A 14877-nucleotide genomic window follows, 5' to 3' on the forward strand; every position below is an offset into this window, starting at 1 on the left:
CTAATAGTCCGAATAAAGGCCGACCGGCCTGGGCGACAGGCTCGTGTCCGGCTTGCGCGCGTCGAACGAATATCGCAGGTAAATCATCCCCGAACTGGGCGCGTAATCGTGCGCATGATCGATGTCGAAGCGCAGCCCGGCGACGAGCCTACGATTGAATCGATACTGCACGACGCCGCTGACCCCGTACGAAAGGCTGAGGCCCGCCGTCGAGCCGCCCGTAAACACCAAGCTGCCGGGATTGTGCGGCGCAAGCCCGGGCGGCGCGTTCGGGAGTCCTTCAGGGTAATACGGCGAGTCTTTTTCGTAGGAATTCGACGCACCGACCGTGGCCGTCAGATCCCAGGTGAGGCCGCCGCGACGCCCGATCCATTCGAACGGTACGCCCAGCGACGTATAGCGTTGCGGACTGTAGTAGCCGCCCTGCCCATACGTGTAAAAGCGCAAATTGTTCGTGTAGTGCCACCAATTGCCGACGAGCCCGGTGCTCACACGCATGTCGCGGCCTCGATAGACGGGGGTCGTGAAACCCGCACGTATTGTCACTTCCTGGTTCGATGCAACGTTCTTGCCCGTCAGCACGCCCGCGCCGAGTTCGGAGAACCAACTCATGCGGCCCACGTCGATGCCGGTATGCCAATCGATGCCGTCGCGGCGCACGCCGCCCCACACCGCATTGGTCCACGGATCGCGCAACCCGGCATACGAAAGCTCGCTGCTCGTTTGCGGCCGGCGCGATGCGCTGACCGAAAAACTCGCGGGCCCCGCATCGAAACGGTAACGTACTCCGCCCACGAGGTAATGCACCGGGAACCCGAGCGGCGTCGTGCCCAGATCGAAGCGCCATGCATCCGAGGTGTATCCCGTCCCGAGCGCCACGCCCGTTGCCTGTTGATGCGAAAGATAGACCGGTGTCGTCGCGGGCGGCAAGAACGCCGAATAAGTCCCGAACGTGGTCAACGCATACGACGGCGGGTCCGTGATCGACAGCGTGCCCGCATCGAGGTGCACGGTGTCGAGGTGCAAGAAAAAGTGCCCTTGATAGCGATACGGCACTTGGATGTAAATCGGCACTTGCTGTGCGTGATAGTCGGAGATGCCGGGATCGCCCGCCTTGAACGCCGGCATCCATCCCGCCTCGATCTCGGGATCGCGCCGCTGCTCGAGGTCGGCCAGCGCCGCTTGCCCCGGCGTGCCGGCCGGATCGCGCGCTATCACGCCGGCGGCGCGCTCTTGCGCGATCGAGCGCCGGAACAATGACGCCGCATCGTCGTATTCGCCGAGATCCTGCGCCAAGCGCCCCGCCTCGATCGTCACATCCGGACGCTGCGGATAGTTCTGCTGCAACGCGTCCGTCAGTGCCTGCGCCTCGCGCGGACGACGCAGGGCCGCCAAACGGCGCGCGGCCGACAAGCGCGTATCGATATCGTCGGGCTGCGCCGACTCGAGCACGGATCGAACGAGACGCAACGCTTGCTCTCGATGGCCGCTATCTTCCAGGACTCGCGCCAGCGCCAGGCGCGCATCGGGATCGTCCGGCGCATGAGCGAGCACCGGCTCGAGCGCCGCGCGTGCCGCACCGTAATGACCCTGCGCGCGTTCGAGATCGGCCAGTTCGAGCGCATAGCGCTTGTCGCGCTTGCCCGCCGCACTCGCTTGCAGCAGGGTGCGGCGCGCCTTCGCGAAATCGTTTTGATCGAGCGCCGCATCGGTCTCGCGCAACACGGAGCGCAACGATTGGTCCTCGAGGCGCGCGCTCTGCTGCGCGGTCAACTGCCGCTCGCGACGCAGCTTCGCAAGCCATTGCGCCAACGCATCGTTGCGCCCGGCGCTGCCGAGCAAGTCGCCGTAGCGAAGCTCGACATCGGCATCGGTTTCTTGCGGATGGCTCGCCATCCAATCGCGCATCAACGCGAGACCTTGGTCGGCTTGGCCCTCGTCGATCAACATGGCGGCAACCGAAGCGGTGACGTAGGGATCGTCCCTTCCCTCGGTCCGCGCATTCGCCAATGCTTGCTCCGCCGTCTCACGATCGCCGCTCGCGAAAGCCGCGCGCGCTTGGCGCAATGCAACTTGCGCGTCGAGCTTGCTCGCGAGCGCACGCATGCCTTGCGTGCGCGCCTCGGGGGCAATGCCCTCGAGTGCGGCTTGCGCGCCGGCCCAGTCGTCGATCGAATTGCGGTAGAGCGCCGTCGCATAGCGCATTTCCGGCGATGCCTGCACGGCTAGACCGTCGTCCATGACCGCCCGCCCGAGTTGCGGCAAGCCGAGGTCGCGGTAGATGCGCGCGAGCGCGAAGCGGGTCCACGGCGCATCCGGCGCCAAGCGCAGGGCCTTTTCGTAATCTTCGGCGGCGGGTCCGAACCTAGCCAACGACGTCAGGCGCTGCGCATCGAGCGTCAGGGCGTCGGCACGCAGCCCCGCGAGTCCCCGGCGATCGGCCTCGTCGCGAAAACGTTGAGACAAGGCTTCCAACAGCGCGGCGACCTCGCGCTCGCGCCCCGTCTCGCGCAAAAGCGTCTGCATCCCTTCGACAGCGCCCAGGTTCAACTGCCGGCGGGCCAGCAATTCGCGCAGCAACGGCTCGGCCGCCGCCCAATTGCGTTCGGCCAGCCAGGCGTCCGCCAACAACTGCTTCGCTTGCGCGTTGCCCGGGTCGATCGCCAGAGCGGCTTGCGCCTCGCGTCGCGCATCGGCCGGCCTGCCCGCCGCAGCCGCCTCGCGCCCCTTCGCAATCGTGCCCCATAGGAGCGCCGTGCGGGCAAGGCCGTCCCACTTCGAGCGATTGTCCGGCGCCAGCGCCGCCGCGCGCGAAAACAGCGTGCGCGCTTCGTCGTGCCGCCCTTCGCGCAGCCGCACGAGCCCTAGACCGCCCACGGCATCCGCATCGTTCGACCGGGCCTTGGCGGCGCGCGTGAGCAACGAATCGGCCGCGGGCAGGTCGCCGCGCGAGAGCGCTTTCAAGCCCTCGTGCTGCGCGATGTAATCCGGGTTGCGTTCGAGTTCGAGCCGGGCTTGCCGCTGGGCGTCGAGCGTCTGCGCCCGGTCTTTGAATTCGTTGTCGTCGGGCTCGAGCGCCAGATACGCATGCACGGCATCGAGATAGGCCGGGTCGGCACCCGCCGATTGCAGCACGCTTCGCCACGCGTTCATCGCCTCGGTATGATCGACGTCTTCGCGCCGAGCAAGCGACCACGCGAGCCGATTCGCCTCCGCCCTGGTCGCGCCGTTCTCGTTCAGCAAACCCACGAGCGTGAGCGCCGCCGCCGTATCGCTCGGATCGCCGGCAATCCGGCGACGCAATCCCTCGACGGCTTGCGCATAGCCGGCCGGGGTACCGGACAAAATCCGGTAGTACTCGGCGCCGAGTGCCCCGGGCGGCGCACCATGCGGAAAGAGAACTTGCAACCGGCGCACCGCCTCCTCGCCGTGCCCGCTGCGCGCGAGCAAGCGAATCGTCGCCAGCTCGCCTCGGCCGCTCGTGGCCGAGCGGTATTCGTCTTCGAGCTGCAATGTGGTCACGGCATCAGGCGCACGCGCCTTCAGGCGGTCGAGCTGCATCGCGGCCTCTCGCGCTTGGCCCAGCCGCAATTCGATGCGCACCGCCTCGCTGAGCAGCACGGGATCGTCGGGCGCGATCAGCAACGCCTTTTGCACGGCTTGCAACGCGAGGTCGTCGCGATGTTTGGCCGCCCACAGACGCGCCGTGGCAAGCAGGCGCGCCTCGGGTGTCACCGGCCGCGCGGCGGCATCCGGCGCTTTCGGTTCCGCCGCGTGAGCGGCGCCGCTGCCGGCCGCCCCGATCAGCGCGGCCAGCGCCGCGCATCGGACGAGGGCGGCCGCGCTCGGGCGCACGCTGTCCGTCATCGTCCCTCGCTCGAGCATGCCGCTCGCCAACGAAGGTCCAAGGTGCCATTGGCCTTGAAGCGATAGCGGCCGTCGCGCCAGCCGAGACCGAACAAAGTCAACACGCTCGAGTAATACCCGGGAGGATCGCGCGCTTCGAGCGACTGCACGCGATCGGCTTGCGCGCTAGCGGCGGACGATCGTCCTAGCGCGCTCAAAAAAGGCACCGCCGCGGCCGAAAAACCGGAATTGCCGGACTGTTTCGCCTGCCCGTTCGTCGTATCGATCGACTCGTACGGCGCACCGTGTTCGGCGATGTAATCGGCAAACGGCGTCAGGCGCGCGAGCAGCGGCTTCGCACCCGGCTGCGCCGGATCGAGCATGCCCGCCCAGAGATAGACGCGAATCGCGTCGTAACTACCCCGCGCCTGTGTATCGGTGTCCGGCTCGAAGCCTTTGCCCGTGACATAGCGCGCCCAGTCGGGCGCAAAGCCTTGCGGCGCCGTACCGAGCAAGAGCGCCGATGCCGACTCGGTCAAGCGCGCCCATCGCCCATCGTCGCGCAGCATGCCGGCCAGCGCTTGCAACGCCTGCAGCGGCATATAGCTGGGATTGATCCGCCATTCATCCGGATTGGGATGGAAACCTTGAGGACCGGGCAGCAACGTCAGCCCCAGACCCGGCAGGATCGCCGTTTCTTGGTCGGCGATATGGCGTGCGAGCACGACCCCTCGCGCCGTATAGCTGCGCTCGTGCCAAACCTCGCCGGCCTGCAAGAGCGCGTAGGCGATCCACAGATCGGCATCCGAGGCCGCGTTCGCGTCGAGCACATGCCAGGCGCCGTCTTTATCCCGGCCCCACAGCCAAGCGGGCAAGTGACTCGTCAGATCGCCCTGCGCGAGGTTGTTCTCGGTCCAGCGCAACACTTCGTCGAAGGTTGCCCGGTCATTCGCGATAAGCGCGAAAAGCAACGCATAGGCTTGCCCTTCCGACACCGTGCGATCGTCGGCCGAACCGACGTCGATCACGCGTCCGTCGGCGGATAAAAACCCGTGCTTGAACGCGTCCCAGCGCGGCCAGGCCGGCGTGCACGCCGGGGCCGTTCCGGCGCTGGCCGCGCCGGCCGTGCTCGAGCCCGCGACGAGGCCCGCCGCGATACCGCGCAGCACCCAACGCTTTGCAGTTCCGAGCGCGCGCCGCCGATCGGTCGACACCATCGGTCAGATCCCCCGGCGCCGCGCCGCCAGTTCTTGCAAGGCGGTGAACGCGCCGATAGCGAGCAGCAACCCACCGATCGCGCCGAGCACGCCGAGCACGACCGGGTGCCGAATGGCGCGGCCCCAAATCTGCGCATACCAAGGCACGTAACCGACCACATAGGTATCGCCGACGCGCATGCTCTCGATACGTTCGCCCTGAACGAGCGCGACGTCGCCTTGCAGCTTGGCGACGCGATCGGGCTTTTCGAGCGCATCGAGCAAATCGTCGAGACGAGCGGGCGACGTGCCGGTCATGGCGACGACGCTGCGTCCGTGGCTGCCCGGCAATTCGAAGCCGAGCAAGGCCGCGAGCGGTCCGCTTTCGCCGAGGCGCGCGCTGCCCTCGGGCACCTGCACGCCGTCGCGCCAGTACTCTTTGACGGAAAAAGCCGTCCGCGTGATATGGCCGTTCGAGTCCGCCGCGATCGAGAGCGGCGACACTGCGCGCCAGCTCGGCGGCAACACATCCGACCGGCTATCGCCGATGACGAGCAAGTCCTTGTCTTTCACGGCTTGCGCTTGTCCCGCGCGCAGCACCTGCACGCGCAGCGACGGCAGGCCCGTCCACTGCCCCATATGGCCGAGTACCGTTAGGAGCGCCTCGAGGTCTTGCGGCGCGGGGCGATCGGGCACGATGACGGCCGTCTGCGCCAGATCGGCATACCGCGTAAACGGAAAGCCGCTGTTGGCGAAGTACGCGAGATTCGGCATCCGCGCGTAGTGCACGAAATGCGAGAAATCGATGGTCGAATCGGGATCGACGGCGGCGCGAACCGGGTTTTGCGCGACGCCTTGGCACAACCCGGTCTTTTGCGAGTCGAGATCGAACTTCAACTGAAGCTGATTCGCGCTGCCGACGCGGAACGCCGGGATATCGAGCAGATCGGCCGTGCGCGCGTCGGAACCGCCCAAGATGGGCAGTTGCAGCCGGCCCTTGCCGTCCTTGTCCTCCGCCGGCGGCAAGCGCAGCGACTTCACGAGCAAATCGTTGATCGAGATCGCCAGAGCCGAATTGTTCTGCACCGTCGGCGCCGTATAGCGGTACTTCAAATCGAGCGGCACGCCCTGCCCGCTCCACGAATACAGATCGGCCGGCACGCGCAGATTGAGTCGAATCGCGTCGGGCCGGCTACCGGAGACTTGAAGTTGTTTGGGATCGTCCACCAGGCGCTTGAACGGGATCGGCCGCCCGATCGGCAACCAGCGCGGCGCATCGTACGGTTTGCGCTCGGGCCCGATGTCCACGTGCTCGATACTGGCCTGCGACCCGGTCAGCGCGGCTTTGCCCAGCACCAGCGCATCGGCCGCTTGTTTGACTTCGGCCTCGGTGCGGCCCGTCACGATCAGCAGCTTCATATTCGGCGCGGACGGATTGTCGGCCATGATCAGCATCGGCCCGTCGATCGTGGGCAGTGTCAAACCCGCGGGCAACTGCGCGCGGGTGCCGACGACAACGGCATGGCCATCGGTCGGCAGGCTGCTCGAGACCGAGAACCGCGCCTGGCGATAATCGGCCAGTTCGCCGAACCACGACGCTAAGATGCCGGCGCTTTCGAGCGTCGAATCGTCGGGCGACGCGGGCAGCACGAACGGCAGCCGCAACTCCCGCGGATCGCGCCGATCGAAGAAAGGCGCGGGCAGCAAGCTCAAGTCGTCGGGTAGCTTGAGCGGCTGGGTGTCGAGCAGGATTTCGCTGGTTGGGCTGATGTCGGCCCACAGCGCGGAGTTCTCGGGATCTTCGCAGTGATCGAGCGTGTAGTGCGCGATCAACTGCACGTTCAACTGGTTGAAGTCCGTCAGAAAGCGCGGGTCCAGCGCGATGTCGCGCGTAATCATTTGCCCCGCGTGCTCGCTATCGAACGGCACCGTCGCCACGGCCTCGCCGTTGATCGATACCTTCAGATGAGAGAGCGGAAAAACGAGTGCCGGCGAGTAGGTGTAGCGTAGCCGCAACGTCGCGGCCGTCACGACGCGATCGAGCCGCACGCCCACGTTGATCGTGCGCGTATCGTCGGGCCCACGCAGATGCAGCGGCTCATAAGCGCCGAGCGTCGCGAACTTGAATGTCGTGGACGCCGCGGGCACCGCGCTATTGGCGGTTGCCGAAGGCGAAGCGGCGCTCTGGGGCGCGGCGAGTAACGAAGGACTGAACGACCAGGCGGCCAAGACGGCCGAACAAAAGTAAGTCGATAACGCGAGTTTCTTCATTGACGGCCCGTTTCATGCCGAACGGGAGGACGCCCCACCGACGGCCTGTCCTTGCGCGGCGTGCCATCCGGCCAATTTCCCGCGGCCTTGCTCACAGACGGCCGGGCGCACGCCGATTTCGGCTCATTCGTATACATGGCTTATATAGTCGGAACTTTGACCTGCGACAAATGATTTGAACCTAGCTGCGACCTTGACTCGATGCCCCGCGCAATGGGGGCGTGTCGCTGCGCGAAGCCGCCAAGCATAGCAGACAAGTGTGACAAACTTACCGTACTTTTCAGCACAGCCGGCTGCGGCGTTCGCGGCCGATCGATAGGTACGCCCGATGGTCCGTCAGAGCAAATCGCCCAGCGCCTCCCCTTCCCACGACCCACTCGTATCGCCCCCGAAGCGAACCGGTATCACGCGCGCACTCTTCGCCCTGAAACATTCGTATGACGGCTTGCTTGCGACCTTCCGCGCCGAAAGTGCTTTTCGCCAGGAGGTCGCGCTAGCCGTCGTGTTACTGCCCTGTGCGGTGTTGCTGCCGGTTGCCGCGATCGAACGGGTCATGTTGATCGGCTCCGTGCTGCTCGTCTTACTCGTCGAATTGCTGAACTCGGCCGTCGAGGCCGTGGTCGACCGCATCTCGCTGGACCGGCACGAACTTTCGCGCCGCGCGAAAGATTGCGGCAGCGCCGCCGTGCTCATCGCGCTCGCGATCTGCGCCACGACCTGGGGGACGCTGCTCTGGCCGGTGTTGAAGCAATGGTGGCGTGCGCATCGATGATGCCAGCCATTCGAACGCGATCGGCCGACCGGTAGGATGGGGAATTTTTACTCGCGGGCGACGTTTTTCTTTCTAATTCATTACAAATCGAGCCGCAACGGGTAGCGCGTAACACTTACCCTGGGCAAATGCCTGATTGAAGCCGGTCAAGTTTTCTTGTTACAGCAACATGAAAAAATTGCCGAAAACCCTAAGCGTGCTTTTTTCCTACATTTTATTAGGAAGGGATTGCTTTCGGTAAAAGCGGTTCTTAGAATGGCCCCCATGGTGTTACAAGTTGTAACTGGCTGTATCAAAGAATGCACCGGGGTCGCGCAAACGATGTCGTCCCCGCGAGCGACAAAATTACACGGTAGAAAATACCGGACTGGGTCAACGGGGCTTCGGAAACGTGAGAAATGGACCGCAGCAGCGAGACGCTGGACTCTATCCGCGAAATTAATTTGTCGTACATCATGCTTGCGCAGCGCATGCTGCGCGAGGACAAGGCCATCGGCATGTTCCGTCTTGGCCTGTCGTCGGAGTTGGCCGATTTGCTGGCCGGGCTTTCGCTCGCGCAGAGCGTGAAGCTTGCTTCCTCCGACCAACTGTTGTGCTTCTTCCGCTTCAACGACCACTCGATGCTGTCGGCTTTGACGCAGACCGCGAAAAACGCCGAAGTGGCCGCCACGCACACCGCTATCCTGCTGGCCAGCCAGCCGGCCGAGCAGTTCGCGTAAATCGACGAGGCAAGGTCATGGTCCAGAAAAAGAGCCTCACGGAAGACGCCCAGGAAGTATTCCGCGCCATCGCGCTCATCGAGCTCGGGGCGCGCATGCAGGTGCTCGAAAGCGAGTTGACCCTCTCTCGCGACCGCATGATCCGCCTGTATCGCGAAATCAAAGGCGTATCGCCGCCGAAGGGGATGCTGCCCTTCTCGGCCGACTGGTACATGACGTGGCTCGCGAACATTCACGCATCGCTGTTCTACAACACGTACGTGTTCTTGAAGCACGAGGCGGGTTGCTCGCATCTGGATGCGCTCACGAAGGGCTATCGCCTGTACCTGGAGCATTGCAAGCATAGCGACGCCGAGCCCGTGCTCGACCTGACGCGCGCCTGGACGCTCGTGCGCTTTTTCGACGCCGACATCTTGCAATTGACGCCCTGCTGCCGTTGCAGCGGCAAGTTCGTCGCGCACAAGCACGATTTGCAGAACAACGTCGTATGCGGCGCATGTCAGCCGCCGTCGCGCGCGGGCAAGACCAAACGCGCCGCGATAGCCAAACACAACCGCGAAGCGGCGCAAGCCGCGTAATCGCCGCCCCTTGCCGTAGCGCTTGCCCAATACCGCCTGCCGCGCGACCCGCTCCGATAGATAGGGTCGCGCGCGGGCGCATCCTCTCAGGCGGCTCCCGTGGGACCGCAACCGCAACTCGGCAAATAAAAGCTAAAAAAAGCCGATTAAGCGTTTCGTGAGCCACTCATTCGACTCGGGATTTTCCCTGAGTGGCCTCCTCGATTGCCGCAACGCAATAAAACCGCTTTTCCCCCGCCGGGGCGGCCTTCGCTCGCCATTAGACCGAATTGTCTTTTTCGCACTGCACCCAACGACCGTCCTTGACTCCGACCGTTCGCGCTGCTGTACTAAATCCACGCAGTTGATTTAATCGAGCAGCCGAAGCGACGCGCTGCCAATTCGTTGTCAATCACCCGGAGGAGAGCGTTCGATGAAAACCCGTCCTTACCTGGCCGCCGCCCGGCACTTGATGCTCGGCGCCGCTGTTGCCTCGGCTGTTTGCGCCGGTGCGGCATTCGCCGATGAGCCGATCGTCGGCCTCATCACGAAGACCGACACCAACCCGTTCTTCGTGAAAATGAAGCAAGGCGCCCAAGCCGCTGCCCAAAAGGACGGCGCGAAGCTGCTGACCGCCGCCGGCCGATTCGACGGCGACAACTCATCCCAGGTCACCGCCCTCGAAAACATGACGACGGCAGGTGCCAAGGCGATCCTGATCACGCCTAGCGACACGAAGGCCATCGTCCCGTCGATCAAGAAAGCACGCGACGCCGGCGTCATGGTCATCGCGCTCGATACGCCCACCGATCCGCAAAGCGCCACCGACGCGCTGTTCGCCACGAACAACTTCAAGGCCGGCGAGTTGATCGGCGCGTACGCGAAGAAGGCACTCGGCGGCAAGCCCGCCAAGATCGCCACGCTCGATCTCGCACCGGGCATCTCCGTGGGCATCTTGCGCCACGACGGCTTCCTGAAAGGCTTCGGCATCAAGGCGGGCGATCCGAGCATCGTCTGCAGCCAGGACACGCGCGGCGATCAGTCGAAGGGACAAGCGGCGATGGAGAACTGCCTGCAGAAGTCGCCCGACATCAACGTCGTCTACACGATCAACGAGCCCGCCGCGGCCGGCGCCTATCGCGCGCTGAAAACCGCGGGCAAGGAGAAGAACGTGCTGATCGTGTCGGTCGACGGCGGCTGCGAAGGCGTGCGTAACGTGAAGGCCGGCGAAATCGCGGCAACCTCGCAGCAATACCCGCTGAAGATGGCCGCGCTCGGCGTCGATGCCGGTGTCGAATATGCGAAGAGCGGCAAGAAGGTGAGCGGCTATACCGATACCGGCGTCGAGCTGATCACCGACAAACCGATGCCTGGCGTCGACAGCAAAGACACGGCATACGGCCTGCAAAACTGCTGGGGCAAGTAACGCAGTCACGGCGCGCGGCGAAGCGCCGCTTCGCCGCCGCGCCTGCGCTGTCAGTCATTTCGATCGTAGGAGAAGACGCATCATGACGACTCAATCAGCCGGGCCGCTAGCGCCGGCCCCCGTTCCTCACTCGCGCGGACATCGCATGCCGAGCCTCGCGGAGGCCGGTCCGTTGATCGCCCTCATCGCCGCGTGTGCCTTCTTCGTCTCGCAAAGCCATCGCTTCCTTTCGTTCCAGAATTTCTCGCTGATACTTCAGCAAACGATCGTCGTCGCCGTCATCGCCATCGGCCAAACGCTCGTGGTGCTGACCGCCGGCATCGATCTCTCGTGCGGGATGGTCATGGCCTTCGGCTCGATCATCATGACCAAGTTCGCGGTCGTGCTCGGCATACCGCCCGTGCTCGCGATCCTGTGCGGCATCGCCGCCAGCACATTGTTCGGTCTCCTAAACGGCGTGCTCGTCACGCGGGTCAAGCTGCCCTCGTTCATCGTCACGCTCGGCACGCTGAACATCGCATTCGCCTTGACGCAGCTTTATTCGAACGCCGAGACGGTCTCGAACCTGCCCGACGCGATGATGTTCTTCGGCAATACGTTCCGAGTAGGGCCGGCGGAAGTGACTTACGGCACGCTGCTCGCTCTGTTCATGTACTTCGCCGTTTGGTTCGTGCTCAAGAACACCGTGCCCGGCCGCCATCTGTACGCGCTTGGCAACAACCCCGAAGCGGCGCGCCTGATGGGTCTGTCGTCGCAACGGATCTTGCTGACCGTCTACTCGCTGTCGGGGATGATCTACGGCATCGCGGCGCTGCTGCTCGTCTCGCGCACCGGCGTGGGCGATCCGCAGGCCGGGCAGACCGACAACCTCGACAGCATCACGGCCGTCGTGCTCGGCGGCACCAGCCTCTTCGGCGGACGCGGCTCGGTCGTGGGCACGTTGCTCGGCGCGTTGATCGTCGGCGTATTCCGCAACGGGCTCACGCTGATCGGCGTCTCGTCCGTCTATCAAGTGCTGATCACCGGCATTCTCGTGATTCTCGCGGTGGCGGCCGATAAGCTCACGCACCGTCGAGGCTGATCGTATTCGCTCGCCACCTGCATTCGTACACGTATTCGTATTCGCCAAGGAAACGTCATGTCGACCTCAAGCTCGCGCGCAGCGACTCCCGTGCTGCAAGCACGCGGCCTCGTGAAGCGCTACGGACAAGTGACCGCGCTCGACGGCTGTGATTTCGAAGTCATGCCCGGTGAAATCCTCGCCGTGATCGGCGATAACGGCGCCGGCAAATCCTCTCTGATCAAAGCGCTCTCGGGCGCGACCGTCCCCGACGAGGGCGACATCCTGCTCGACGGCGCGCCCGTGAAGTTTCGCAGCCCGCTCGATGCGCGCGAAAAAGGCATCGAGACCGTCTATCAGGAATTGGCCGTCGCGCCGGCGATGAGCATCGCGGAAAACCTGTTCCTCGGCCGCGAGCGGCGCATGCCCGGCTGGCGTGGCGCGCTGCTCAAAATGATCGACAAGCGCCGCATGCTCGAGGAAGCCACCTCGCATATGAAGGATCTGCAGATCGGCATTCGCTCGATGCGCCAGCCGGTGGAGACGCTTTCGGGCGGACAACGCCAAGGCGTTGCGGTCGCGCGCAGCGCGGCCTTCGCGCGGCACGTCGTGATACTCGACGAGCCGACAGCCGCGCTCGGCGTGAAAGAAGGCAACATGGTGCTCGAATTGATCCGCCGCGTACGCGACCGAGGCCTACCCGTCATTCTCATCAGCCACAACATGCCGCACGTGTTCGAGATCGCCGATCGCATTCATATCCAGCGGCTCGGGCGGCGCGCCGCACTCGTCAACGCGAAGGACATCCATATGTCCGATGCGGTCGCGATCATGACGGGCGCCAAACAAGCCGACGTGCGGGCCATCGCATGAGCACTCGCCCGACCGCGCCGATGGCGATGCTCGAGGACGAGCCGACATGAACGCGCGAACGCATCCGCACACGACGAGAACAGTCGGCTCGAACCAGGTGGGCATGCGGCAATTCAACGAGCGTATCGTCTTGCAGGCGATCCGCTTGCACGGACCGTTGGCGAAGGCCGACGTCGCTCGACTCACGCGGCTCAGCATGCAAAGCGTGTCCACGATCGTCGATCGGCTCATCGACGATGGCCTACTCGCTAAGCAAGCGCGCGTGCGCGGACGCATCGGGCAGCCTTCGGTGCCGATCGCACTGCGGCCCGAAGGGGCGTACACGATCGGGATCAAGGTGGGGCGACGGAGCCTGGACGTGCTCGCGATGGACTTCACCGGCCACATCTGCACGCGCGATGTGCTCGAGTACGCGTACCCCGATCCCGATACGTTGTTTCCGGCTCTGGAAAGCAAAGTGGCCCGCGTGACCGCTACGCTCGGCGCGCATGCCGATAAAGTGGTCGGCATCGGCGTGGCCGCGCCGCTATGGCTCGGGGGATGGCGCGACTTCCTGGGTGCGCCGCCCGCCGCGCTCGAGGCGTGGAACGCGATCGATATCAGTGCGCGCATCGCGGCGCTGACGGGGCTGCCGGTGGAGTTCGCGAAGGACACGACCGCCGCATGCGCGGCCGAGTTGGTCATGGGACAAGGGCGCGGGATTCGATCGTTCCTGTACCTGTTCGTCGGCACCTTCATCGGCGGCGGGCTCGTCGTCGACGGGCGCTTGCACGGCGGGCCCCACGGCAATGCCGGCGCGGTGGGCTCGATGCCCTTGGCGCTAGGCAACGGTCATGCGCCGCGGCAGTTGCTGCATACGGCCTCGGGGTTCGTGCTCGAGCAACGCTTCGTCGCCGCGGGCGCCACCGCCGCGGCGGCGCACGATCACCGCGCGCTCAATGCCGACGTATGGGCCGTAACCGAACGATGGCTCGACGAGGCGTGCCCCGCCATTGCGATGACGATCGCAAGCTCGACCGCCTTGCTCGATTTGGAGGCCATCGTGATCGACGGGGAGATCGACCGTCAACTCGTCAGAGAGATTATTCGGCGCACGCAGCGTGAACTCGATCGAATCGAATGGGAAGGGATGGTCAGGCCGCAGTTGATCGAAGGCACGATCGGCGCGGATGCGAGAGCGATGGGTGGAGCCATCTTGCCGCTCTATGCGCATTTCGCGCCGATGCATGAATTGTTCTTGAAGGATTGAGTCGATTCGGGGCCGCCGGCTCAGTTCACAAACGGGTCGTGCTTCCAGCCTCCGCATCCGTCTCCTCCCCCGCCACCGCCGCCATGCCCGCCGTCGTCGCCGCCATCGTCACCGTCCGCGCATTTGTCGCAGTTGCAGAAAATATTGAACGGCATGTGGTAGACGACTTCGCCTTTTTGCAAAACCTTCGCTTCCCAATACACGTCCGTCAACTGCGTGCGGACGATCTTCTCGGTCGCCGGATCGATCTGCCAACTATTGACCGTTTCGATGACTTGCTTCGGAGGCGTTATGTTTTGCGCACCGGCATTGATCACGAAACCTCTGATGAACGGCCGATAGGCGACGGCCGGTTTGAGTTGGGTGCCCTGCTCCGTCTGCCCAGACTGATGAGCCGGCGCCATATGGCTATCGGCGGGGACACCGTCGGCGACACCTCCCATCGATAGCGTTTGAATGCGCCAGCGAATGCGGTTTCCCGGGTTGCCGAACACGCGAAATTCGGAACCGCCTTCGCCCTGCGAGTCCCACCAGGTGGAGACCATATAGACGTAACCGACGCCTTCGCCATGCGGGCCGAGCTGAACGTAATCGGTGAACTGCACGTTGTCGCGCGCCTTATTCGGTCCGTAGTGATAGAGGATGCGCGGGGCATCCACCATCACGGCGACATCGATGATCTCGGGGTAAAACCTCGCCAAAGTCGACATACTCTCCTCCTTTTTGTCGGATAGGGAACGGCACAGCATCGACAACGGTAGGTCAGTCGAAAATGCAGTGCTAGCCCGGCCTCCGATCCGCGGCGGAGAAGTCCCGGAATATGAGAACAATCGGCGGTCGAACGCGGCGTCGAGCCCGCCGGGTCCTATGCGCCGGCCAACATGCGCATAGGACGCGAGTCGTACCCA

Annotated in this window: 11 protein-coding genes; 7 read left to right on the plus strand and 4 right to left on the minus strand. The window is 64.4% G+C overall.

Annotated features, from left to right (window positions below; all coding sequences use genetic code 11):
• The 3 genes from C0Z18_RS29145 to bcsB are packed head-to-tail and all read right to left on the minus strand — an operon-like array spanning window position 1 to window position 7313.
• Entirely contained in the window at window positions 1–3885 is a 3885-nt protein-coding gene (locus C0Z18_RS29145; protein WP_233217537.1) for a cellulose synthase subunit BcsC-related outer membrane protein, read from the minus strand.
• Entirely contained in the window at window positions 3864–5063 is a 1200-nt protein-coding gene (gene bcsZ / locus C0Z18_RS29150; RefSeq protein WP_102648917.1) for a cellulose synthase complex periplasmic endoglucanase BcsZ, read from the minus strand. The genes C0Z18_RS29145 and bcsZ overlap by 22 nt, the downstream gene beginning before the upstream one ends.
• Before the next feature lie 3 nt (window positions 5064–5066).
• Complete coding sequence (gene bcsB / locus C0Z18_RS29155) at window positions 5067–7313, minus strand: cellulose biosynthesis cyclic di-GMP-binding regulatory protein BcsB (protein WP_102648918.1); 2247 nt, start codon at window positions 7311–7313, stop codon at window positions 5067–5069.
• Window positions 7314–7641: 328 nt separating this feature from the next.
• Here bcsB and C0Z18_RS29160 point away from each other — a divergent pair, with 328 nt between their 5' ends.
• From C0Z18_RS29160 to C0Z18_RS29190, 7 genes are all read left to right on the plus strand, one after another.
• Complete coding sequence (locus tag C0Z18_RS29160; protein WP_102648919.1) at window positions 7642–8085, plus strand: diacylglycerol kinase; 444 nt, start codon at window positions 7642–7644, stop codon at window positions 8083–8085.
• Between the two features lie 398 nt (window positions 8086–8483).
• Window positions 8484–8804, plus strand: coding sequence for a flagellar transcriptional regulator FlhD (gene flhD / locus C0Z18_RS29165; protein WP_102648920.1), 321 nt, complete (start codon window positions 8484–8486; stop codon window positions 8802–8804).
• Window positions 8805–8821: 17 nt separating this feature from the next.
• Window positions 8822–9382, plus strand: coding sequence for a flagellar transcriptional regulator FlhC (gene flhC / locus C0Z18_RS29170; RefSeq protein ID WP_102648921.1), 561 nt, complete (start codon window positions 8822–8824; stop codon window positions 9380–9382).
• Between the two features lie 451 nt (window positions 9383–9833).
• The gene (locus tag C0Z18_RS29175) at window positions 9834–10787 is read left to right on the plus strand and encodes a sugar ABC transporter substrate-binding protein (RefSeq protein WP_408647155.1); all 954 of its coding nucleotides are present in this window, start codon (window positions 9834–9836) and stop codon (window positions 10785–10787) included.
• Between the two features lie 145 nt (window positions 10788–10932).
• Window positions 10933–11868 carry an ABC transporter permease gene (locus tag C0Z18_RS29180; RefSeq protein WP_102648955.1) on the plus strand — a complete coding sequence of 312 codons (936 nt, stop codon included), beginning with the start codon at window positions 10933–10935 and terminating at the stop codon, window positions 11866–11868.
• A gap of 57 nt (window positions 11869–11925) precedes the next feature.
• Window positions 11926–12720 carry an ATP-binding cassette domain-containing protein gene (locus C0Z18_RS29185; protein ID WP_102648923.1) on the plus strand — a complete coding sequence of 265 codons (795 nt, stop codon included), beginning with the start codon at window positions 11926–11928 and terminating at the stop codon, window positions 12718–12720.
• Between the two features lie 46 nt (window positions 12721–12766).
• The gene (locus C0Z18_RS29190; protein WP_102648924.1) at window positions 12767–13969 is read left to right on the plus strand and encodes an ROK family transcriptional regulator; all 1203 of its coding nucleotides are present in this window, start codon (window positions 12767–12769) and stop codon (window positions 13967–13969) included.
• A 20-nt stretch (window positions 13970–13989) separates the two neighbouring features.
• Here C0Z18_RS29190 and C0Z18_RS29195 read toward each other — a convergent pair whose 3' ends face one another.
• A complete protein-coding gene (locus C0Z18_RS29195; protein ID WP_158244329.1) occupies window positions 13990–14679 on the minus strand; it encodes an AidA/PixA family protein in 690 nt (229 codons plus the stop codon).
• Window positions 14680–14877: the final 198 nt, after the last annotated feature.

Origin of the sequence: Trinickia dabaoshanensis (assembly GCF_002879885.1) — a bacterium.
Taxonomy (GTDB): Bacteria; Pseudomonadota; Gammaproteobacteria; order Burkholderiales; family Burkholderiaceae; genus Trinickia; species Trinickia dabaoshanensis.

What these genes read in the sequence shown, in the direction of transcription:
- C0Z18_RS29145 (WP_233217537.1), bottom strand. Translation starts at nt 3,885, where the DNA reads ATGCTCGAGCGAGGGACGATGACGGACAGCGTGCGCCCGAGCGCGGCC.
- bcsZ (WP_102648917.1), bottom strand. Translation starts at nt 5,063, where the DNA reads ATGGTGTCGACCGATCGGCGGCGCGCGCTCGGAACTGCAAAGCGTTGG.
- bcsB (WP_102648918.1), bottom strand. Translation starts at nt 7,313, where the DNA reads ATGAAGAAACTCGCGTTATCGACTTACTTTTGTTCGGCCGTCTTGGCC.
- C0Z18_RS29160 (WP_102648919.1), top strand. Translation starts at nt 7,642, where the DNA reads ATGGTCCGTCAGAGCAAATCGCCCAGCGCCTCCCCTTCCCACGACCCA.
- flhD (WP_102648920.1), top strand. Translation starts at nt 8,484, where the DNA reads ATGGACCGCAGCAGCGAGACGCTGGACTCTATCCGCGAAATTAATTTG.
- flhC (WP_102648921.1), top strand. Translation starts at nt 8,822, where the DNA reads ATGGTCCAGAAAAAGAGCCTCACGGAAGACGCCCAGGAAGTATTCCGC.
- C0Z18_RS29175 (WP_408647155.1), top strand. Translation starts at nt 9,834, where the DNA reads ATGCTCGGCGCCGCTGTTGCCTCGGCTGTTTGCGCCGGTGCGGCATTC.
- C0Z18_RS29180 (WP_102648955.1), top strand. Translation starts at nt 10,933, where the DNA reads ATGCCGAGCCTCGCGGAGGCCGGTCCGTTGATCGCCCTCATCGCCGCG.
- C0Z18_RS29185 (WP_102648923.1), top strand. Translation starts at nt 11,926, where the DNA reads ATGTCGACCTCAAGCTCGCGCGCAGCGACTCCCGTGCTGCAAGCACGC.
- C0Z18_RS29190 (WP_102648924.1), top strand. Translation starts at nt 12,767, where the DNA reads ATGAACGCGCGAACGCATCCGCACACGACGAGAACAGTCGGCTCGAAC.
- C0Z18_RS29195 (WP_158244329.1), bottom strand. Translation starts at nt 14,679, where the DNA reads ATGTCGACTTTGGCGAGGTTTTACCCCGAGATCATCGATGTCGCCGTG.